Below are 20,669 nucleotides of genomic sequence, written 5' to 3' on the forward strand. Positions count from 1 at the left end.
CGGATACGTAATTACGGAGCGATTTGGTGATTCTCGTGAAAAACACTTAAAATCGCTTTCAAAGCCGCGTATTACGTGGTGTTGACGTTGTCCGCCTTGCGGCGTCACTTGGTACTCGTTTCACTCGAACGCAAGTGACGCCGCGCTCCTCTGCTCTCAATGCGTACGTGGAAGATGCCAAATGTTCCAATTGGCATACCCACGGTCTGCAAAGTTTGCAACCGGAAGCTGACGTCAAAGCATCAAATCGAAACGAGTAAAAAATTCGCAGAATGTATCTGCGATAGAAGATTCTGCATAAAGCAGATCGTAGTGAAGTGAACCTTCATCGCTGTTGCGATCCTCGTTTTCAAAGGTTAAACGAGGGTACCGCCCGAAGGCGCCACCTCTCAGGTCAAGGTGGCATTGGCATGTGATCACCCGAAGGCGTCCCTCTCAGATCACAGGGACATTGGCATGTTGCGCGAGGCAACGTTACAACACAGTTATCTTAGATCACTTAATGGTCCACATTCAAGGCGTAAACTACCCAGCCTTAGAACGTAGGACCTTTTCTAACTTACTCTTATCTTTATAAAGGGGTTTGATGCTCGGTGGAATGTGGTGATCAGCGAGGCTGAATAAGGCCTCGCCGGGTAATTCGGCGATTACGGTTATTCTATCCATTTGTTGATTTATCGTGATGCGTCACGTAAAATAATTAACACCATATCTTCCCGGTGCCGTCCGATGCCAACCACAACAAATTTAGATCTAAATCTGTCACAGCGCGGTCGTGGACGCCCACGAACCGGAACCGCATTATCTGATGCAGAACGGGCTAGGCGATACCGTGAAAAGAAAAAGCTGGCCGTCGCTAATACAGAGCCATCACTAAAAAGCGAACCGGACACCATAACCGAACTCCAGGAGCAACTGGCCGCCGCGCAAGATGAAATCTACGCTCTCCGGACACAGTTAGCCTCGTTCGTCACGAAAAACGATGACTCCGGCAAATCCTGGTCTATCCAGGAGCGCAAGGGTAATGCTAGTTGGCGCACGGTGGAAAAAGGGCTGTCCCGATCAGCAGCGGAAGGGAAACTGGATAAGCTCGCTGCGTCGGTTGGTACGTCCCGCTACAGTTATCGGATGATTGAAGACTAAAATTAAATTATTGTGATGCGTCACGATAATTATTTTGGCATCCAGTACCCAGCTCACATTTGTCCGCACTAGCCCTGTGGAAAGCGCGTCCAGCACATCGTGCTGATTTCGCCCAGGTATTAACCCGTAAGAGAACCCCATAAAGTAATAAAAATTACTGATAGTAATCCCCTGCTGTTCACAATAATGCTATTTAGTTAATCCGCTGTGTTGCCATGCATCAATATGCTGTTGCTGTTGCGAATAAGTTCGGGTGTGCCGTTTTATCATGATCAAATTCACGCCGGTAATGGGTGAAAAGAGAATTTCATAACGGTTATCAATCAACAAGGCGAGATGCCCGATTGCTTACATTATAAGTGGCGAGCAGCCAGAACAATGTGTTCCATGTTCTGGTGAGTAGGCCGGAAGCCAAGGCGTTCCAGATTGAGAGAATCAACAACCTCATCTGGCCCCCCCCAGATAGTATCGCCAGCTTGCTCCAACGCATCTATCTCGCCGGTATATGCTTCTGGTTCACCATCAACAAGCCGGTATTCAAGACGACCATCACGAACCTGCATAATGTTAAGCTGTACAGTGTCATCTTCAGCCATAAGAAGCCAGATAAGCATTCCACCGGCTGTCTGGTGAGTATCACTGACCACAGCATCATAATGTTTCATGATCATGCGATAGACATGCTGAGATAGTTTCGCGGCGCGATAATCAACACCAACAAATGCGCTGCTTACCTGCGGGATGTTTTTCGGAAACCCTTCAGGGGCTGTCAGATTGAATTCCAGCACGAAGTTAGCCGATACTTCCTTACTCTCGATGTGGCGCAGATACAGTCGAGCCATACCGCCGCCATCGTCTTCCAAGATAACTTCATGTTTGTCATCATCACCGTCGATGATGTTAGCTAACTTTTGATAGACTCGTCCTGGTTCCTTGAGATCATCAGGCCAGATAAGATTCTTATCGTGCGCTTCGATTACTAATGGTGACATGCCAGTGTGCAGTGTTCATTCCGTTGAAAAAATTCCACAGCACGGCGGCTAAGGTCTGCCAAATCGACGGATTTGAAAGGGGTTTCTTCTTTCTGCTCAATGTACTTTTTACGCCCATCTTCTTCGAACTGCACCACAACCAGGGGAGCAATACGCTCACGGCGAGTTGCTTCATGCCAGTTCTCATGCACAACAATAAGACGAGGACGCTTTACGCGGTCGTTGAAAGCACGAACTTCGAATTTCCCCCGAACGCCGGGCACACGCAAGCTGCCCAAAAGAGCATAGCTATCAGCGATAGTGAATCGAGTATGTGTAATCATATTCACCTCCGGTGTTCAAGGTATTCTTAGTAATCATTGAGATACCGTAGACCATTGCGCTGCAATGGGTTTTTTGATTTAAGTATCATATAAATACTACACTATTTTGCAACTTATTTGTTTATTGTTTCGCCATTAGACTGTGCCCAATGGGCGGATAAAGGTTTTTTGAAGCATCGGAGTCGCGGCATTAGCCATATTTTTACCCTGCTTATACAGAAGAACAGTCATTTTCAGGAGCAGTCTGCTTTTGCGCCATTACAGGCACGAATGACGGTCATTTTGGATACGCCAGCTAGACTGTCAACACTACGATCTTTGCCCATTACCGTCTTATATCACTGGCGCTAACAGAACAGCACCGGACGAACTGGAATGCGCCTGGAATGAGCTCATCGTCCATATTAATGACATCGCAAATAGCGAGATCCATGTTCTGATGCAGTCGCATCTGTTTACCGGCAGCAAGATTAGAAGACTGAAAAATACCTTTACGCAAATACGCATTTACGTCCGGCAATGGCGCATGCCATGGTGGCAGGAAGGCATGTTCAGAGCCACCGAACTCTGCAAACAGTGGCGCTATCCACGCATCCGCTCTCAGGGCTTTATGCTGGTTATTCGTGCACGCAACGGAAAAATCATGTCTGGCGTAGAAACGATTTCCTCTGTCACCTCGTCGACAATGTATTCAAAATGACTACATGAACAGATTCACAACGTCGGGTGCTAAAAACATCACACTTTTCTCTTTTACGCTCCCCAGCCTCTATTTTTATAATCACACCGTTCACATCAGCCACTATGATTAAAAAAACTTCATAGTGAACATCGATACCATGACGACACTGATACTCGACAGGCCTGATTATCATCTCTGTTTGCAAGATGGACTGCTTCATCTTTCTCACCCGGAGAGAAATACCCGCCTGTTTCCATTAGGCGATCTTGAACGCATCGTTATTGGTCAGGGGATTACCCTCAACAGCGATCTCCTGTTACGGCTGGCTGAAAACGGCATTGAACTGATCGCAGTCGGACGCCGAGGTTGCGCACACCTCTTTAACCCGCAAACACCGCCTAACGCATTACGCCTGCTACAGTATCGAGTAACATTACAAGAAGACAGCCGAGCTAAGTTGGTAATGCAATTGATAACGGCGCGCCGGGAGGGACAAAATCGGGTTTTAAAACGCTTACACGCCGAGCCGCTACCACCACTGCCAGCTGAAATACACCATTCGCTGATGTTGGATGAGGCCCATCTCAGCCATCATTACTGGCAAGCATGGCATCACGCGCTGCCGGACAGCGGCTTTCAAGGTCGCCAACGCCAGCCACCGTGCGACCCGATAAATGCGCTACTGTCACTTTCATCTACGTTAGAAGATCAGGCACTGATACGCCCGCTCCTCGCTGAAGGATTTGACATTAATCTTGGACTGCACCATAGCACCGGGTATCGCCGCCACAGTCTATTACTCGATATCAAAGAACTGACACGCGCTACGCTGGAAAACCACATACTGGATTTATGGCAACAGCACCAGCTCACTGCCGAACACTTCACTCATAATGATTCCGCCTGTCGGCTTACCAGGCAGGGACAGCAGATTTTCTACACCGACTGGTTTAGCTGGCTGGCAAGCCGCCGCCAGGATTTACGCCGCCTGGCGCGGTTGTGTCGCCACCTACTGGAACGGGAGGCCCGTCATGTCTAAACCCCTTTGGCTGATTGGTTATGACATCACCTGTCCAAAGCGGCTGCGAAAAATGCAGCGACGCTGCGCGTCACAAGGCTGGGCATTGCAAAAGTCGCTGTTTTTATTTGCGCTTACCGTGCCGGAACGCCAGGCTCTATGCCGTGAATTACAGCGCCTGATTAACCCAGAGGAAGACCGTCTTCTTTGCCTGCCGTTTGACACCCCATCCGGCAGTTTTCACCTTGGCCCTCGATCGGATTACTTACTCATTCACTCCGACCCGCGCCTGAATGATTTTGTATTTTAAACACACAACCGGCACACTCTTTGCTTATTTTACCCTCTGAACCCGCCACCACCCGACGGGCCAATTTTTTGCACAAAAAACCAACAGAAATAAAATCACGTCAATAACAACACACGTGACATCAGGTCGTTAGCGCCACGACGTTTGCACTGGCACCAGTTTTGCTTAAAAACGTGCTTTTTGAGGCGAGAAAAACAGAAAAAACAGGGTTTGCTTGATCAAATAAAAACAATGGGTTATAAATTTTCATTGTCCTTACGGACGCTCCCTGACTGAAGGGATTAAGACCCTAATTTCTTTCACACTACGTGTCGGTTTTTTTGTCCTTACGGACGCTCCCTGACTGAAGGGATTAAGACTTAAATGGGTTGATATTTTTAACGGAGTCTTTTAGTCCTTACGGACGCTCCCTGACTGAAGGGATTAAGACTTACACGGTTGCGCGTCTAAGATTTCTTTTAAGGTCCTTACGGACGCTCCCTGACTGAAGGGATTAAGACTAAGCGGCAGAACGGGCGGTATAGGCGGCATAAGTCCTTACGGACGCTCCCTGACTGAAGGGATTAAGACCATTTACAGAACCTGTTCCACTTAATGAAGTTGCGTCCTTACGGACGCTCCCTGACTGAAGGGATTAAGACCAATCGGCCCCATAAATCACCTCTTTATGCATGGGTCCTTACGGACGCTCCCTGACTGAAGGGATTAAGACATTACAGAATCATTGTCCTGACACGGTTCTGGGTCCTTACGGACGCTCCCTGACTGAAGGGATTAAGACGAAGAACAAAGCTCGCCCAAAAAATAGTTTTTGTCCTTACGGACGCTCCCTGACTGAAGGGATTAAGACTCTAATTTCTTATTAGTAGGTACTATTTCTTTGGTCCTTACGGACGCTCCCTGACTGAAGGGATTAAGACATAGGCAGCATAGACGGCATAGGTCCTCACAGACTCCCCTGACTCAAGGGATTTTCTCTCCACCGGACGGTTTTCCGCTCATTCTCAAATTTTCCTTATCCGTTGATAGGCATTTCGGCTGAAATTTCGTATGGTTAAACCCATTACGGGCGGGCAACGTGGCGCGCCCCTTTTGGCACAAGGAGATGTCAATGAACTGGCTTGCCGCCTCTTGCCATGTGGCTGCCTTTGCGCTGTTACATAACCTGAAACCGCTGGCGCAGCGTGCCGGCATTCAGGATTTCCCGTCACCGGCGCTGGCAAACAAACTGTTTGCGCCGCTGCCGGAAAGCCTCTCGGCCCGTGCGGATCTGCACGAAAATACATTAACCCTGCTATTGGATTTCGCCGCCAGACTGGCGCGCGGCCTGCCGGAGACGCCCGTAAGCCGTGGCGAAACCGGGCTGATACCGCTCACCCACCTGTTAGCGGACGATAACCACAGCGCCCCGGCGGAGCGCTGTTACAGCCCACTGGCCCCGCTGGGGGTCGATTCGCTGATGCCGGTGACGGCAGCGTTGCCCACCGGCGAACGGCAGGCGGCGTACCGGCAGGTGTATCAGGCATTGATAGAGGGGCTGGAGGCGATCCCCGCCGCCCACCGCCTGCAACCGTCGCTGTGGCTTGACCACCTCGACAGCCTGTGGATGACCACCTGCCACGCGCTGCCAGACGGCGACGGGGCCAGCGGTATCTCGCTGTACGATCAGGGCAAAACCACGGCGGCGCTCGCCGTCGCACTGTGGCAGCACCACGCCCGTCAGGCCACACCGGAGAAGGAAATTTCACTCACGCCAGGCGACGATGCGCGCCTGCTGCTGATTCAGGCCGATGTGTTCGGCATTCAAGAGCTGATTTTCGCCCAGGGCAATCAGACGCAAAAAATGGCCGCCAAACTGCTGCGCGGGCGTTCGTTTCAGGTATCCCTGCTGGCGGAAACCGCTGCGCTGCGGGTGCTGGAAACCTTTGACCTGCCGCCGGTTTGCCAGTTGATTAACGCCGCCGGCAAAAGCCTGATTGTCGCGCCGAATCTGCCGGATGCCGCCGAACGGCTGGCCGGGTTGCGTCAGCGTCTTGATGAGTGGTTTTTAACCCACACCTACGCGCAAACCGGCATCGGGCTGTGCAGCACGGTGGCCGGCAGCGCTGAGTTCCTCGGCGAGCAGGCTTACGGCAGGCTGCAAAACCGGCTGGCGCAGGCGATGGAGCAACAGAAATACCAGCGTTTTTCCCTGTGTGCCGGTGATGCGCCCCCGCCGGTGTTTGAGGGTTATCTGGACCAAATAGCGCAGGGCGCAGGCGGTGAACCCTGCCCGATGAATGGCCTGCACCCGGTGGAAACCACCCTCAACGGGCTTGGCTGTAGCCGACTGGCGGCAGACCAGATAACCCTCGGCCACTGGATAAACCACGGCCACTGGATAAGCCACGGCGAGCGTTACGCCCGGCTGTTGATCCTGCGTGACAGCACCGCCACCTTCTCTGATGACCGCTGCCTGCACCTGACGCTGTTTGGCTATCAGGTGGTGGCCGTCAGCCTGAAAGAGGACAGCGGCGAGTTCGGCGAACTGGCGTGCAACGGCAGCCTGCGCCGCTGCTGGGATGTCAGCCTGCCGCCGGAAGGCACCTCCCTGTTTCAGGGTTATGCCCGCCGTTTTATCAACGGCTGGATGCCGCTGGCGCAGGGGGAATATCAGCCGGAGTGCTACCCCGGCATTGAAGAAGCGCTCGCTAACGGCGACATCAAAACCTTTGATCACCTGAGCTGTGAAGATTTGTATCAGGATGCCGACCAGTCGTTACGCGGCACCTGCGCGCTGGGCGTGCTGAAAGGGGATATCGACAACCTCGGCCACCTGTTTCGCAGCGGCCTGCCGCAACCGGGCTTTGCCAAAACCATCGGCCTGTCGCGCCAGATACACCTGTTTTTCACTCTGTGGCTGCCGCATCTGTGCCGCAAAGACCCGCGTTTTGCCAACACCTACACCGTGTTCGCCGGCGGCGACGATTTCTTTTTGATTGGCCCGTGGCGCAGCCAGCAAACGCTGGCGCTAACAATGGCGCAGGACTTCGCGCGCTACAGCGGCCACAATCCGGCGCTGCATTTTTCACTCGGGCTGGTGCAGGCCAAACCCGGCTACCCGGTGCGGGCGCTGGCGGCTCAGGCCGAAGCCGCTCTGAAGCAGGCCAAGCAACACCCCGGCAAGAACGCCATCTGCCTGTATAACGAGGTGATGGGCTGGCCGGAATATGACGCGTTACTGGCGTGCAGTGAGGAGCTGGCGCGCTGGCGCGAGCATGACGGCTACCCGCTCTCCTCCGGCCTGCTTTACCGGTTGCTGGCGCTCAGTGAACAGTCGGCGGAGGAGTCAGAAAAACCGCAGGCGGCACTGTGGCGCAGCCGGCTGGCCTATTTTTTACGTCGCAATCTGGTGGATAACGTGAAAGTCCCGACGAAAGAAAACCCGGCAGCGTTCCGCCATCAGCTTCATTTGGAATTGTTTGAGAAACTTGAGCAGCACCTGAAACGGCACCGCCAGCGTTACCGGGTGGCGCTTCAACGCCATCTCTACCACTACCGCACGGTGCCGCGCGGCGAGTAAAACGCATAACAACAAGGACACAGCATGACGACGCTCGACTATTTTAAACGCCAACTGCACAAGCCGGAGGCGACATTTTTTGATGACGACGCCCAAAAATTTGCCGAACAGTTGGCTCAATACGGTAAGAAGGGCAAACCCACTCAGTTGCGCCGCTTTTACGACCAGTTACAGCAACTGGAGCAGCGCATCAATGGCGATGAGGAAAAACTGGCTCTCTACCTACCCGAGATCCGCATGATCAGCGCCCATCTGGCGTATGCCAAAGGGCGCGAGCTTATCTCTGACGAGTTTTGCCAAACCATGCAAAACCTGATTCGCAGCATCAACACCTGCCAGCACCTGAAAAATGGCCGGCTGTTTTTTGAAGCCACCCTCGGTTTTTTACGCGCCATACGCCGCGACTGACAAGGACATCTCATGCAACTGAACAATATCCAGACGTTACGCGCCACTCTGGTGTGTGAAACCGGGTTACACATTGGCGGCGGCGACACCGCGTTGCAGATTGGCGGCATCGACAGCGCCGTGGTGCGCCACCCGTTGACCCAGCAACCTTACATTCCCGGCTCCAGCCTGAAAGGCAAACTGCGCAGCCTGCTCGAATGGCGCGCTGGTGTGGTCGGCGATACCGAGGGCAAGGTGCTCAGTCATCAGGTTTACCAGCAACTGATCGACGATAAAAAACAGGCACAGGCACTACAGGCACTGAAAATCCTGCAACTGTTTGGCGTCAGCGGCGGCGACAAGCTTTCCGCCGAACAAGCCCAACAGATCGGCCCGACTCGCCTGTCCTTCTGGGATTGCGAATTTGACGAACACTGGCTGGCGCAGCAAGGCGGGCGCGTCCAGACCGAAGAGAAAGCGGAAAACTGTATTGACCGCATCAGTGGCGTGGCGCTGCACCCGCGCTTTATCGAGCGTGTGCCCGCCGGCAGCCGCTTTGACTTTCGCCTCACCGTGCGCCAGCTTGATGGCGACAGCCCCGACCTGCTCGACACCCTGTTGGCGGGCCTGAAAATGCTGGAGCTGGACGGGCTAGGCGGCAGCATTTCCCGTGGGTATGGCAAAGTGCGCTTTGAAGCGCTGACCCTCGACGGGAAAGATCTCCAGCCGCGCTTTGAGCAGTTACAGCCGTTTAAACACACCACGCAGGGAGCCGGATGATGCCCTCCCCCGTTGCCCCCGCCGCCGCATGGCAATGGCTACGCCTGCGGCTGCTCCCCGACAGCGCCTTTGCCACCGCGCTGCGCGGTGACACGCTGTTTGGCCAGTTATGCTGGTATTTGCGCGAATCCCTCGGTGAGGCGGGCCTGAATGCGCTGCTGGCAGGCTACCACGACCAGCGACCGTTCGCGGTGATCAGCGACCCGATGCTGGCCGACCACCTGCCGCGCCCGCACCTGCCCGAACACCGGCTGGGCTTCGCCGCCGCCGATGCCCGCGCCCGCAAACAACGTAAACAGCAATGCTGGCTGCCGCTTGCCTTCGCTCACCAGCCGCTGGCCGAGTGGGGCGCACACTTAACCGCCGCCCCTGAGCACCACCAGCACCGCAGCGACGTGCAGATGCACAACAGCATCAACCGCCAGACACTTACCACCGGTGGCGATGACGCGTTCGCCCCGTTTGGCAGCGAGCAGCACTGGTTTGATGTGGACACCGCCTGGGATCTCTACCTGCTGCATGATAAGCGCCTGAGCGCCGCACAACTGACCGACGCGCTGCGTGCCATCGGCCTGCTGGGGTACGGTAAAGATGCCAGCATCGGCAAGGGGCGTTTTCACCTCACGCCACAACCGATGCCGGAGCTGCCCACGCCTGATGGCAACCCGCTGCGCCTGACGCTCGCCCCCTGTGCGCCGCAGCAGGGCCACTGGCACAGTGCCGACAGTTTCTTCTCGCCGCTGGTGCGCGTTGGCCGCCACGGTGCCGCGCTGGTGGTGCAGGGCCATCCGTTTAAAAACCCACTGCTACTGGCAGACAGCGCCGCCGTGCTGGCCCCCGTTACCCCGGATAACCGCCCGTTTGTCGGCCAGGGATTAGGCGGCAATGGCCGTCTTTCCACCGCCCTGCCACAAACGGTGCATCAGGGCTATGCGCCGGTGATCCCGGTGCGCTTTCACCATAAGGCACAGCCACAATGACCCGCGACCAGACGCCACGTCGCCACACCGCCTGTGACAGCGACAACATGCAATACTTTACCCTCACCTGCCTGTCGCCGGTGCATGTCGCCACCGGCGACAGCCTGAACCCCGGTGAATACCTGATAGACGAAAATGCACTGTATGAACTGGGGCAAGGTGGTCTGAGCCCGGCGCTCACGGCGACACAGCGCAGCGAGTTGCTCACTATTCTGGAGAGCAATGACCCTGCTCTGCCGCTGACCGTGCAGCGTTTTCTGGCACGGGAAGCGGGCAAGCTGAAATACGCCGCCCGCCGGATGTGCCCGCTGTTACCCGGCATCAGCCGTTATTACCAGTCACGGCTCGGGCAGGTGATGCAGAACGATACCAAAAACAAAAAGCAGATGATCAACCAGCTAGAGCTGATGCGCCACGTCGGGGCCGCACTGGGCGCGCCTTATATTCCCGGATCTACGCTCAAAGGGGCTATCCGCACCGCACTGGTCAGCGCGCTCAATCAAGGCCAGCCACTGCAAGCCGAGCGACGGGAAACCGACAAACTGAGCAGCAAGGTGGCGCAGGATGCGGAACGCCAGCTACTGGGCTTTGATACCCGCCGCGACAGCCCGCGATACCGCATTGAGCATGACCCCTTCCACTGGCTACAGGTGGGGGATGCCGTAAGCCCGGCAGAGCACCCGCCCATGCTGGATTACTGGCTGGTACGCCGCCAGCCGTTCAAACGCACCGAGAAGCAGGACAACAAGGCGGACAATATGGAACTGTCGCCGGTTGAATGCCTTAAACCCCGGCAAAGCCCGTTGCACTGCCAGATAACCGTGAAAACGCCGCCCACCGCTCTCGCAATAAAAAACCCGCGCCTGAAGCAGTGGCTTGGCAAGGTGTCGCAACTGGCGCAACAGGTGAACAGGATAACCCTGCCGCAATGCCATCACGAGCTGGCATGGCTGGCCGAAAAGCACATCGGCACGGATGATGTGTACGCCCCCGGCCAGAACTGGGTGGCGCAGATGCAGCAATTACTGCGCCAGTTAGACGACCCGCTACAGCGCGGCGAGGCACTCTTGCTGCGGGTGGGCAAATACGGCGGAGCCATCAGCAAAACCGTGGCAGGCTGGCGGCATATCGCCCGGCTGGGGAGACAAGGCACGCGCACCACCTACCACCCGGACGTCACCACCTGCACGCTGGCGCTGCCGCAAGCTGATGCGCTGACACAGGCGCTGCCCTTTGGCTGGGTACTGTTGCACCAGCCTGACCAGCCGGAGGTGACCGAGTTTGTCGCCAGCCATCATGACTGGTGCCAGCAACAGCAACAGCGGCTTGACGCGCATCAGCAACAGCAGCACACCCACCGCCAGCAACGCCAGCAGTTGGCTCAGGCTCGTGAAGAGGAAGCGCAGCGGCTGGCAGACAAAGCCCGCCAGAGCAAAGCGCGCCAGTCCATCATGTCGCTGGCAGAACAACTGGCGAGTGAGCAAACGTTTCAGCATAAAAACCCCAACGGCCCGCTGCGCGGTCAGTTAGCCACCTGTGTGGGTTGCGTTGCCACTGAAGGCTCAGCAGAAGAGAAAGCCGAGTTGTGCACACTGTTTGACGACATCCTCAACTATTGGGGCATCAAACCCGGCAAAGATAAAAAGCTCACGGCCTTGAGGAATAAGCTGTTATGACATGGGTTTGCCATCTGGCGCGTTACCGCCTCTGTTTTCAAAGCATCGAACCGCTGGCGCTGCCGCTGTTTAGCGGCTCCATGCTGCGCGGCGCGTTCGGCCATGCGCTGCGGCGCATCTGTTGCATCAGCCGTCAGAAACAGTGTGACGGCTGCCCGTTGCTGGCCGGTTGCCAGTACCCGCTGTTGTTTGAGCCGCGCTTGCTGCAAAACACCCCCGGCCAGCCCCAACCGGCTCCGCCTTATGTGCTGGAGCCAGCGGCCGTTCAGAGGGAGCTTGCCGCAGGGGAAATCTGGCCGGTAGACGTGGTGCTGCACGGCCCGGCGCTACCGCACCTGAGCCTGATTATTCTGGCCTGGATGCAGGCAGCTGTTCAGGGGTTTGGCAGCCAGCGGGTGCCAGCACAGTTGTGCCAGGTGCAGGTAGAGCAACCCGATACTGAAGCGCGCTGGCTGACGATCTGGCGTCACGACCAGCCGTTTATCCTGCCACACGCCACCACGCAAACACCGCCACCGCCCCCGGCGGCAGAGGCGCTGCGCCTGCACTTCACCACCCCGACCCGGCTGTTGCGCCAGGGGCAACTGGTACGGGTGCGTGAACTTCAGGCACACGACCTGCTGGCCGCGCTGGAGCGACGCCTGCACACGCTGGCCGCCTCGCTGGGCATTGCCCCGCCGCCGTCGCTGACCACGCAACTCGTTACGCTGCAACCCGGCCAGTTGCGCTGGATGAACTGGCAACGCTACTCCAGCCGCCAGCAACAGGAGATGAATCTCGGCGGATTTATCGGTGACGTTACGCTCCACGGCGAGCTGACGCCGCTGTGGACATGGCTGTGGCTGGGCCAGTGGTTGCATGTGGGCAAAAACAGCAGCTTCGGGCTGGGACGCTATCAGTTAGAGACGGTTCCCCGCTAACGCCAGGAAGAAAAAACGCCGCCTGCGGGCGGCGTGGAGGGGGTTTACTGCGTTATTCCAGACTATCTATATACACCCGCCAGTCAATTGCGGGCACCGTACCTAATGATTGCAATTTACCGAGCAAACGGAACAGAAAAAAGATTAATGCATTTTCACCGCTTCTGATTTTTATTTCCTCATCATAACTATCAAAACATGCGCCCGACACCGCCAGACCGCAATCCAGTTTTCGGTTTTCATCGCTGGAAACAGCCTGCAAATTTTCAGTAAATGCCTTTCCGAGTCCGTCTTGCCACTCAACATCAATCGCCACAATACCTGCTACGATCGGGAAATGTTCGACCGGTTTGGCCGTACCGTAAATATTTTTTATTACCGTACTGGTTCGATATAATTTTCGGACAGATGCAGCTTTATCGGCTGCATATTCAAGGTAGGTTTTATTAATGGTTGGTTTAACCTCCAGTACCGCGTACACCGCCTCTGCCGGAATAAACCTGTGCCCTTGTTGGTCTAATAATGTCGGTGTGTAATGCCGGTCAAAAATCACTGCATCTATCTGGTCGCTGGTCTGGCCTTCTGAATCCACCACAACTCCCCGGTCAACCGAGTAACGTTCAGGCAAATACTGGCGGATAATACTCAAAAAATAACTTTCATTAACCTCCCCCATCGTTCCATCATGCGTAATCGTTCGGGATAAATTTAATTGAGAGGCCAATAGTTGTTGTTGTAAATTAAAGGACTGTTTTAAAAACTCCCTACCATTAATTCTAGATAACTTTTTTGCCTGATTAGTCATATTCCTTTCCTGATTTTAATTTTCTGAATATCCACCCGGTGGGAAAGTATATCGCTTATCCATAAATTTTCCCGCGATATCAGCCCCCATTCAGGCACAGATTTTGCTTATTTTCCCCGCCGCGCCCGTCGTTCTCCGGCAGGCCGATTTTTCGCACAAAAAACAAGCAAAAATAAAATTATGCCGATAACAACTCACATGACATCAATCTATTAGCGACACAACGTTTGCACTGGCACCACTTTTGCTTAAAAACGTATTTTTTGCGACGGGAAAGCAGAAAAAGTCAGGCTTGCTTGATCAAACAAAAACAATGGGTTATAAATTTTCATTGTCCGTAAGGACGTTCCCTGACTGAAGGGATTAAGACTTATTATCTGGATATGTATCCCCACAATCTATAGTCCGTAAGGACGTTCCCTGACTGAAGGGATTAAGACATCAATGCATCGCCAGACAGTGAATTGACTACTGTCCGTAAGGACGTTCCCTGACTGAAGGGATTAAGACTTGGTCACCCGGTTTTGTTTCTATCAAAGGTACGTCCGTAAGGACGTTCCCTGACTGAAGGGATTAAGACACTAGATTTCCTTCCGTTTCATTAAGCCAATAAGTCCGTAAGGACGTTCCCTGACTGAAGGGATTAAGACAATTCACGGGCAGCGGCCTCCTCCACAGAGTTGTGTCCGTAAGGACGTTCCCTGACTGAAGGGATTAAGACAATGACCCGCTAGCCGCCGCGCTTACCTTTACCGTCCGTAAGGACGTTCCCTGACTGAAGGGATTAAGACCAATTTAGCTTTAAGCTCTGCTACACAGTCTCGGTCCGTAAGGACGTTCTCTGACTGAAGGGATTAAGACTGAAAACTTTCACTTCTTTATGAGTAGCTCTTTGTCCGTAAGGACGTTCCCTGACTGAAGGGATAAAAAACCCCTCAATTTTGAGGGGTTTTTTTATGGTGTTTTTATACTTAGTCAATTTATGCCGCTATCTTGGGTCTCAATGGAATCGGCTGTACAGAGCATTGTCTCTTATTAGGTTAATAAAACTGGCATTGCTAAAAAGCTGAGTATGAGTAAAGAAACTTCATATCGTTATCTCAGAACAAGGATTGAAAACGGTCGCTTTTCAAGCATAATTATATTAACCTGTAAGAATAGTTACTTTTTTAAAAAGGATATTATTTTGAAAAGTAAGCAAAATTTTCTGAAAGATGAAAAATCCGACTGGGACATTGAGCTGGGTTTACTTGAGCAAAATTCTTATTCCGCTGATTTGAAAGAAGCTGTAAGCGCTACTTTCAAAGTAGCAAGTGTTGTACTTTCTTTTTTACCAGATAAGAAACGCCGCAGTTCTTCTCTCACTGACGGGTTGTATGAAAATACCTCAAACGATGGCTGGCAACACGGCTCTCAAGGGTATGGTTTTTACATGAATGGTATGAAGGATAAAGATTAAAAACCGGCAACACCGGCTTTTAATCTCAAATTGATAACTTATCCTTTGCCTTTAGTAGCTGCAGTTTTAACAGCGCCGACCGCAACTTTACCTCCTTCACCACCTGCTTGCTGTGGCATTTTCGCTCCAGTGTTCATTGCGGAGTCAACCATGTTACCTATATGAGCCCCCGCCCATCCAAGTGATCCAATCCAAAATGCCGGGAAAACAACATACATCATCCCCAACACCATATTCATGATCCAGCCATCACGCGGTGAACTCATAAATTCCACAAGAGGGGCACTAAGATTTAACATCCCCTGTTCTGCCATGGTTTGGTAGAGGATGGTAATGAGTCTGTCATCGAGCCACCCCGCCAGTTCCCACCAGAACGTGATAAACATCAGAGCAAACAGTGCAAACGAAATGGTCACCACCGTCTTCGGCTCATAGGCGCTGAACATCATCAGTACCGGGATCACGATGATGATCATCATTTCCAGGAGTGCCTGGATCATCGGCAATGCCTGCTTCAGCGCATCAAAGCCGGGTAAGGCTTCCGCCTGCTTTAGCCCCAAACCTATTGAAGAGACAAGCCGGGTGACGTTGCCAGTCAACCCGGAGGCCGTATCACTACTACCAACGGCGTAAGTTTCTCCGCTACCCGATAAACCGACATTACGGGGACTCACCAGCCAACGCAGCGCCATCTCTTCCCACTGCGTTTTACTGAATTGCCGTTGCAGCCCTGTCTTTGTTGAATCATCGATATTGGCCAATACCCTTGTTTTGAGACCGTTGGTACTGTCAGACCACCACTGTTTACAGGTCGGATAGCCGCCTTTCCCCACATTGGGATAGCCGCTGTCCCGGACGTTGTCATAAGGCCACTGACTGCGTGGTTCAATAGACGTGTAGTAATCATAATAACCGGCTGTATTAAGAAAATAGCTGCTGCCAATCCACCCCACGGCGTTGATGGTGGCATCACTCAGCTGGCTGTTTCTGTTCTTAAGCTTAAAGTACGAACGGGAGTAGCACTGGTCGGCAAAATCTTGCACTTCCTGCAGCACGATGGGGTCCCGAATTTTGGTATTCTGCACGTCAAAGCGCAACTGACGGAGCTGGTCGCCACAGGGGATTGACGCAATCATCGCCTGCGTGATGCCTTTGGAAATCAAATGCAGAAGGTACCACCACACTGGCACCTCGGCCGTCTTTCCGGCGAAATCGTTGACCAGCCCTTTATAACCGGAGTTCTGTGGTGTGGGTACGCTAACCCCACACTGTTTCGCCCGCGAACTGTCAAATTTAATGGTGTTGATATCAACGGGCAGCAGCGGAATGCAGCAGAACAACATCACGCAAAACGACACGTAGAGTGCATGCTCAACCCGCGGCAATGCCAGTACACCTTTGTTACCCTCATCGGCCCCCTCTTCCCGCACCTTCAGCCAGATACCCAGGACTTTGAAAACCAGAGGGAGGGCGAACAACCCCGTACTGAGAAGAATGTCCCACAGTGCGTTGTTCAGCATCCAGCCGAACAACACCAGAAAATACTCCAGAAAACTATTAGCCGTCATGACATCCCCCCTTATGCCAGTATGGAACGCCAGGCGGCGAGTTCGAGAACCACGATAAACCCCACTGCCGTCCACTCCAGACGTCGAAGTGATCCCCCCAGAGACTTTTTAACGACCGCTGGGCGCACGAGACAAAACCAGACCCAGCCCAGCACGACATACAGTGTCAGCCGCCACACAAACAGACCGTAGCGGCTGGCACTCAGCCAGCGCCGTACTTTTTGCCCATCCGGGTCAAATTCAAACAGCACTGAGGCGAACAGAAACAGACCGGTGGTCAGTGCCACCATCACCAGAAAAATCAGCACGAACTGGCCCGTCCGCCCCAAACGACGCTGCTGTTTTTGTGACGTCGGTGTCTTCATTGTTGCTCTCCTGATTTTTGGCTCATGCTGCTAAAACCCTGGTCCTGGCTTCCGCTGTGCTGCTGCAGACGACTGTCCTGATTGCGTGCGCCCTGGCGTTCCAGGGTAGTGAGCAAGCTGTTATTGCTGATGGATTTCCGCAGCGCCATTTCGTTACTCAGTGCAGCAAGCTCCCGGTCCAACGCATCGATACGACGGTCACCTTCCGCCAGTGCTTCTGGCTGGTCAGCCGCATTCGGCTCAGACTGACCGGTGGTCAACATGCGGCGCATGGTCAACGCCTGCTCCACGGTGTCAGACATGGCCAGTTCTCCTGCGAGGCGCTGTACCAGTGCGGCGCTGTCCGGGTCATCTTTCAGGGACTGGATGACCCCGCGGGTCACCACCAGGCTGCCCGTTTTCAGTTTGGCCAGGTTATCGGCGGTGGGCGCTTCTGAGCCGCCGACCAGTTTGTCTAACTGCTCGAGGTTCTCTTTGGTGGCATCTTCAAGCATGGGGGAGAAACCTGTGCCGGCGACAGTGCTGCCGGCGGCGTTTTCATCTCCTCCGCTGCCGCATTCACTGGCCTCACGGCACGTCCGGATAGACCGGTCGCCCAGCACTTTCACCACGGCTGCCGCCGCGTCCTCCGAGTTTGAGTAGCGCTGGCATACCGAACCGTTGCAACTGGATGCTCCCACGGTGCTGTTACTGGTGACCGGCAGGTTGTTCATCATGTTGTAGCCGGCTTTGGCGAGATCATGCGTCGGCTTAATCGACGGTTGCCCTTTGCCACCGCGTTTCTGTCCCCCAATCCAGGTAGCCCCGTCCTCACCGGTCGCTTTCTGCAGTTTCTGGTCACTGCTGACCGCATCACCGTCACTTGAGGCGACGATGTTCTTGTACTCTTCGGTCACGGCCGCCTGCGTCCACTTGTTTCCCATCGTGTAGTCGGCCATTTTATTGGCCAGGTTCTGACAGTTCAGTTTGGCTTTGTCAAAACTCAGGCCGGCCTGAAGCACACCGTTGGTCAGCATTTCATACAGACCCGGATTAGCGCGCTGTATCACCATCGCCGGCATGCTGGCAACCGCGCCGGTAGCGCCCTGAATAACCGTACCCATCAGGTCTTTAAACCCGCTGGTCACGCCATTAAGCTGGTTACCCACCGTCGTTTTAATGTCGAAGTTGCCGCACATCAGGTCACTGCTCAGGCCACCGCTCATCCCCAGGCGCGTCATGCTGTTGCGGGACGCGGGCGGAGATATCACCGAACCCCCGCCAATCGAATAAAACAGGCCATCACTGATAGCCCCGTTGGCGGAGACGCCACTTGCAGAGGCGGTGACTTCGGCATATGCAGACGAAACGCCGCCGGTCAAGATAACCAACAACGTCAGTGGCAAAAGCGGATGGGTTTGTTTTTTCTTTTTCATAGCGGAAGTCTCACGAAAAGTCGGTGCTGAAGAGGAAAGTCTGCCCGCGACGTTTGCAGCAGCTATAGGGTTGCCAAAGCGCCCAGGCATAGTTACCGTCCTGGGCGACAGTTGCGCCGGTATCAGGGAAAACAGCACAGGTGGTCGACAGCGCCGGAGAAAGGCGTTGCCATTTATGGTTCTGAGTACCGGTATTCTCTTCTACCGGCTCCGGGGGCCAGTAACCTGGTGACCGCTGACCAACGAGCGGCTGATAAACGTGAAGCTGGCCGGTGCGGGTGATCACATCGGCCACGCGCTGAGCGACAACGGCTGCAGATTTATAGCTGTCTTCCTGGGTGACAAAGCCGCTGCGCGGGTAAATATTGCCCCACATGTTGGCGCTTGTCTGACTGCCGAGTTCACGTTGACCAGGGATGAGTGCTTCCGGGTACAGGGCTTCAGGCAGACCACTGCGCCATACCAGAGCATCCAGCGAACTGACAAAGTAAGGAACAAAAGGCGTGGCGGCAGATTTGCAGGAATACCCGGCAATCTGTCCCCCGATAAGCGTGGTAGCCGGATGTCCATAAGCATCGGCATAATGAAAATGCAGATTCTGTTTGCGCAACCCGGGGGCTTTCATTTCCTGCTGGCCGCCACCGGCGCTGATGCCGCTAAGCGCGCCAATAATGCCACTTTCCCCGCTGCCGGCCGCATCACTGACGGTGGCCATTTCTGTCCAGGGATTATCCCCCGGCCCGGAATACGCAGATACCACGGCTTCCGGGATAAAATGCTCAACTTTTACCGACGTTTTGACAGAACAACCAAAGGGAGTACACAGCAACCAATAGCAGATCCCCTTCACCTTCCAGCTGATGCAGGATACGCTGGCCGCGCTGGAAATCAGGCTGGCGGTATTGACGCTGGCCATACACAGCCCGCTGCCGGTCAGCAGTGTGGCCAATAACAACCGACGCGAACGCCACGCGGAGTGTGTCATTGGTTTGCCCCCTGCCAGTCCGTCATGTACCGCATGGCCACATTGACGTCAGTGGTCCCGTAGATCACCCATTTATCGTCAAAAACAACCGCAGGGTATTTGGTCAGCCCCAGTGACCAGGCTTTCATCAGCCCCTGATACGCGCTGGCCAGTTGCTGTTGTTGCGATTTGAACGCTGGTGAGTTCAGAACATCGCGGGCCTGCTTTTCGGCAAGGGCGGGATTTGCCGGTAAGGTGCCAAAGATACCCGTCTGCACACGCTCAGGCGCATCGAGGTACACCACAGGAATATCAGGAGAAGAAGAGGTAACGGGATGGGTGCTATCAGTATAAATGACCGTGCTGGCACAGGCACCCGCAGACAGGCACAGTGCCGGCAAACAGCCGATGAGTCTTTTCATGGTGAACACTCCTTAAGCGGATAACCCGTCTAAGGTGCGTCGATACGGTATTCACGTCAGTAAACAACTCAATATCTGACAGTGAAAATTTATTCGGATTACTCGACCGCTTCCTGGGGGATAAGCCAGAACCCCAGTTACCAAACTGAAACCTCACAGCAGCTTTTTTACCTCCCGTTTAATTTCCGCCGTACCTGGATGTTCAGGTAATTCTATCCATACTCAAACATCAAAAAGACTTGTTAACAGGTCCTTTTGGTTATATTGTAAAGACCTGTTAAACAGTCTTTACAGGTGTTATATGCCAAATATCATCCTAAGTGATATGAGTGCTAGTGTCAGCGAACTCAAGAAAAACCCTATGGCGACAGTCAACGCCGGGGAGGGCTTTCCAGTTGCCATACTTAATCGCAACCAACCTGCTTTTTATTGCGTCCCTGCCGAACTGTACGAGAAGATACTTAATGCACTCGACGATCAGGAACTGGTGAAGCTGGTAGCCGAACGCAGCCACCAACCCCTGCTTGATGTGGATCTGGATAGCTATCTATGAGCTACACGGTCAAATTCAGGGAAGATGCGCTGAAAGAATGGCAGAAACTGGATAAAGCCATTCAGCAACAGTTTGCAAAAAAACTGAAAAAATGCTGTGAAAATCCACATATTCCTTCAGCTAAACTGCGTGGAATAAAAGACTGCTACAAAATAAAACTTCGAATGTCTGGTTTTCGCCTGGTTTACCAAGTGATTGACGATAAATTAATTATCGCTGTTGTCGCTGTGGGTAAACGGGAACGAAACGATGTTTATCATCTGGCTAGCGAACGGATGAGGTAATGTTCCTGCCAGAAGTAAACCAGACCCTTAATCCTGCCGAATGCTTCCTCTCCTCCCTTTA

The 20,669-nt window shown here is 53.8% G+C and carries 21 protein-coding genes, 1 pseudogene and 2 CRISPR repeat arrays; of the genes and pseudogenes, 13 read left to right on the forward strand and 9 right to left on the reverse strand.

Annotated elements, in window-relative coordinates:
- The first annotated feature begins 729 nt into the window (after window positions 1–729).
- Window positions 730–1,143 (forward strand): hypothetical protein, encoded by a 414-nt coding sequence (locus tag CWC46_RS22950; RefSeq protein ID WP_021014800.1) that lies wholly within the window; start codon window positions 730–732, stop codon window positions 1,141–1,143.
- A gap of 30 nt (window positions 1,144–1,173) precedes the next feature.
- Here the strand turns inward: CWC46_RS22950 and CWC46_RS23360 are convergent.
- From CWC46_RS23360 to CWC46_RS19880, 3 genes and pseudogenes are all read right to left on the reverse strand, one after another.
- Window positions 1,174–1,287, reverse strand: a pseudogene (locus CWC46_RS23360) (hypothetical protein); the annotation flags it as partial.
- Between the two features lie 209 nt (window positions 1,288–1,496).
- Window positions 1,497–2,135, reverse strand: a complete 639-nt coding sequence (locus CWC46_RS19875; RefSeq protein WP_021014799.1) for a hypothetical protein — start codon at window positions 2,133–2,135, stop codon at window positions 1,497–1,499.
- Window positions 2,123–2,458 carry a hypothetical protein gene (locus tag CWC46_RS19880; RefSeq protein ID WP_021014798.1) on the reverse strand — a complete coding sequence of 112 codons (336 nt, stop codon included), beginning with the start codon at window positions 2,456–2,458 and terminating at the stop codon, window positions 2,123–2,125. The genes CWC46_RS19875 and CWC46_RS19880 overlap by 13 nt, the downstream gene beginning before the upstream one ends.
- Before the next feature lie 439 nt (window positions 2,459–2,897).
- Between CWC46_RS19880 and CWC46_RS19885 the strand changes: the two genes are divergently transcribed.
- The 9 genes from CWC46_RS19885 to cas6 all read left to right on the forward strand — a co-directional run bounded on the left by CWC46_RS19885 (window position 2,898) and on the right by cas6 (window position 12,773).
- Complete coding sequence (locus CWC46_RS19885) at window positions 2,898–3,158, forward strand: hypothetical protein (RefSeq protein ID WP_021014797.1); 261 nt, start codon at window positions 2,898–2,900, stop codon at window positions 3,156–3,158.
- Window positions 3,159–3,297: 139 nt separating this feature from the next.
- Window positions 3,298–4,179: a CRISPR-associated endonuclease Cas1 gene (cas1, locus tag CWC46_RS19890; protein WP_021014796.1), complete on the forward strand. Its 882-nt coding sequence runs from the start codon at window positions 3,298–3,300 to the stop codon at window positions 4,177–4,179.
- Window positions 4,172–4,468: a CRISPR-associated endonuclease Cas2 gene (cas2, locus tag CWC46_RS19895; RefSeq protein ID WP_021014795.1), complete on the forward strand. Its 297-nt coding sequence runs from the start codon at window positions 4,172–4,174 to the stop codon at window positions 4,466–4,468. The genes cas1 and cas2 overlap by 8 nt, the downstream gene beginning before the upstream one ends.
- 251 nt (window positions 4,469–4,719) lie before the next feature.
- Window positions 4,720–5,388: a CRISPR direct-repeat array (repeat unit 37 nt; unit sequence GTCCTTACGGACGCTCCCTGACTGAAGGGATTAAGAC).
- Between the two features lie 191 nt (window positions 5,389–5,579).
- Window positions 5,580–8,030 (forward strand): type III-A CRISPR-associated protein Cas10/Csm1, encoded by a 2,451-nt coding sequence (cas10, locus tag CWC46_RS19900; RefSeq protein WP_021014794.1) that lies wholly within the window; start codon window positions 5,580–5,582, stop codon window positions 8,028–8,030.
- 24 nt (window positions 8,031–8,054) lie between these two features.
- The gene (csm2, locus tag CWC46_RS19905; protein WP_021014793.1) at window positions 8,055–8,438 is read left to right on the forward strand and encodes a type III-A CRISPR-associated protein Csm2; all 384 of its coding nucleotides are present in this window, start codon (window positions 8,055–8,057) and stop codon (window positions 8,436–8,438) included.
- Window positions 8,439–8,450: 12 nt separating this feature from the next.
- On the forward strand, window positions 8,451–9,197 hold the full coding sequence (gene csm3, locus CWC46_RS19910) for a type III-A CRISPR-associated RAMP protein Csm3 (RefSeq protein WP_021014792.1): 747 nt from the start codon (window positions 8,451–8,453) through the stop codon (window positions 9,195–9,197).
- Window positions 9,194–10,177 (forward strand): type III-A CRISPR-associated RAMP protein Csm4, encoded by a 984-nt coding sequence (gene csm4 / locus CWC46_RS19915; RefSeq protein ID WP_237160193.1) that lies wholly within the window; start codon window positions 9,194–9,196, stop codon window positions 10,175–10,177. The genes csm3 and csm4 overlap by 4 nt, the downstream gene beginning before the upstream one ends.
- Window positions 10,174–11,853 (forward strand): RAMP superfamily CRISPR-associated protein, encoded by a 1,680-nt coding sequence (locus tag CWC46_RS19920; RefSeq protein WP_021014790.1) that lies wholly within the window; start codon window positions 10,174–10,176, stop codon window positions 11,851–11,853. The genes csm4 and CWC46_RS19920 overlap by 4 nt, the downstream gene beginning before the upstream one ends.
- Window positions 11,850–12,773 carry a CRISPR system precrRNA processing endoribonuclease RAMP protein Cas6 gene (cas6, locus tag CWC46_RS19925; RefSeq protein ID WP_021014789.1) on the forward strand — a complete coding sequence of 308 codons (924 nt, stop codon included), beginning with the start codon at window positions 11,850–11,852 and terminating at the stop codon, window positions 12,771–12,773. The genes CWC46_RS19920 and cas6 overlap by 4 nt, the downstream gene beginning before the upstream one ends.
- A gap of 52 nt (window positions 12,774–12,825) precedes the next feature.
- On the opposite strand, the gene CWC46_RS19930 is transcribed toward cas6, so the two are convergent.
- On the reverse strand, window positions 12,826–13,578 hold the full coding sequence (locus CWC46_RS19930; protein WP_021014788.1) for a DUF6602 domain-containing protein: 753 nt from the start codon (window positions 13,576–13,578) through the stop codon (window positions 12,826–12,828).
- Between the two features lie 333 nt (window positions 13,579–13,911).
- A CRISPR array of direct repeats spans window positions 13,912–14,509; the repeat unit is 37 nt; unit sequence GTCCGTAAGGACGTTCCCTGACTGAAGGGATTAAGAC.
- Between the two features lie 141 nt (window positions 14,510–14,650).
- Here CWC46_RS19930 and CWC46_RS19935 point away from each other — a divergent pair.
- On the forward strand, window positions 14,651–15,037 hold the full coding sequence (locus CWC46_RS19935) for a hypothetical protein (RefSeq protein ID WP_157831389.1): 387 nt from the start codon (window positions 14,651–14,653) through the stop codon (window positions 15,035–15,037).
- 38 nt (window positions 15,038–15,075) lie between these two features.
- Here CWC46_RS19935 and CWC46_RS19940 read toward each other — a convergent pair whose 3' ends face one another.
- The 5 genes from CWC46_RS19940 to CWC46_RS19960 are packed head-to-tail and all read right to left on the reverse strand — an operon-like array spanning window position 15,076 to window position 19,771.
- Entirely contained in the window at window positions 15,076–16,605 is a 1,530-nt protein-coding gene (locus CWC46_RS19940; protein ID WP_021014786.1) for a conjugal transfer protein TraG N-terminal domain-containing protein, read from the reverse strand.
- A gap of 11 nt (window positions 16,606–16,616) precedes the next feature.
- The gene (locus CWC46_RS19945; protein WP_021014785.1) at window positions 16,617–16,970 is read right to left on the reverse strand and encodes a hypothetical protein; all 354 of its coding nucleotides are present in this window, start codon (window positions 16,968–16,970) and stop codon (window positions 16,617–16,619) included.
- The gene (locus tag CWC46_RS19950; protein WP_021014784.1) at window positions 16,967–18,385 is read right to left on the reverse strand and encodes an integrating conjugative element protein; all 1,419 of its coding nucleotides are present in this window, start codon (window positions 18,383–18,385) and stop codon (window positions 16,967–16,969) included. Before CWC46_RS19950 ends, CWC46_RS19945 begins: the two co-directional genes overlap by 4 nt.
- 10 nt (window positions 18,386–18,395) lie before the next feature.
- Window positions 18,396–19,370, reverse strand: coding sequence for a TIGR03756 family integrating conjugative element protein (locus CWC46_RS19955; RefSeq protein ID WP_021014783.1), 975 nt, complete (start codon window positions 19,368–19,370; stop codon window positions 18,396–18,398).
- The gene (locus tag CWC46_RS19960; protein WP_021014782.1) at window positions 19,367–19,771 is read right to left on the reverse strand and encodes a TIGR03757 family integrating conjugative element protein; all 405 of its coding nucleotides are present in this window, start codon (window positions 19,769–19,771) and stop codon (window positions 19,367–19,369) included. The genes CWC46_RS19955 and CWC46_RS19960 overlap by 4 nt, the downstream gene beginning before the upstream one ends.
- Window positions 19,772–20,072: 301 nt before the next feature.
- On the opposite strand from CWC46_RS19960, the gene CWC46_RS19965 reads away from it, so the two are divergent.
- Together CWC46_RS19965 and CWC46_RS19970 are read left to right on the forward strand one after the other, a co-directional pair.
- On the forward strand, window positions 20,073–20,324 hold the full coding sequence (locus CWC46_RS19965) for a type II toxin-antitoxin system Phd/YefM family antitoxin (protein WP_021014781.1): 252 nt from the start codon (window positions 20,073–20,075) through the stop codon (window positions 20,322–20,324).
- Window positions 20,321–20,608 carry a type II toxin-antitoxin system RelE family toxin gene (locus CWC46_RS19970; protein ID WP_021014780.1) on the forward strand — a complete coding sequence of 96 codons (288 nt, stop codon included), beginning with the start codon at window positions 20,321–20,323 and terminating at the stop codon, window positions 20,606–20,608. Before CWC46_RS19965 ends, CWC46_RS19970 begins: the two co-directional genes overlap by 4 nt.
- Window positions 20,609–20,669 lie beyond the last annotated feature (61 nt).

The organism is Prodigiosinella confusarubida (assembly GCF_002847015.1).
In the GTDB taxonomy this organism is placed as follows: domain Bacteria; phylum Pseudomonadota; class Gammaproteobacteria; order Enterobacterales; family Enterobacteriaceae; genus Prodigiosinella; species Prodigiosinella aquatilis.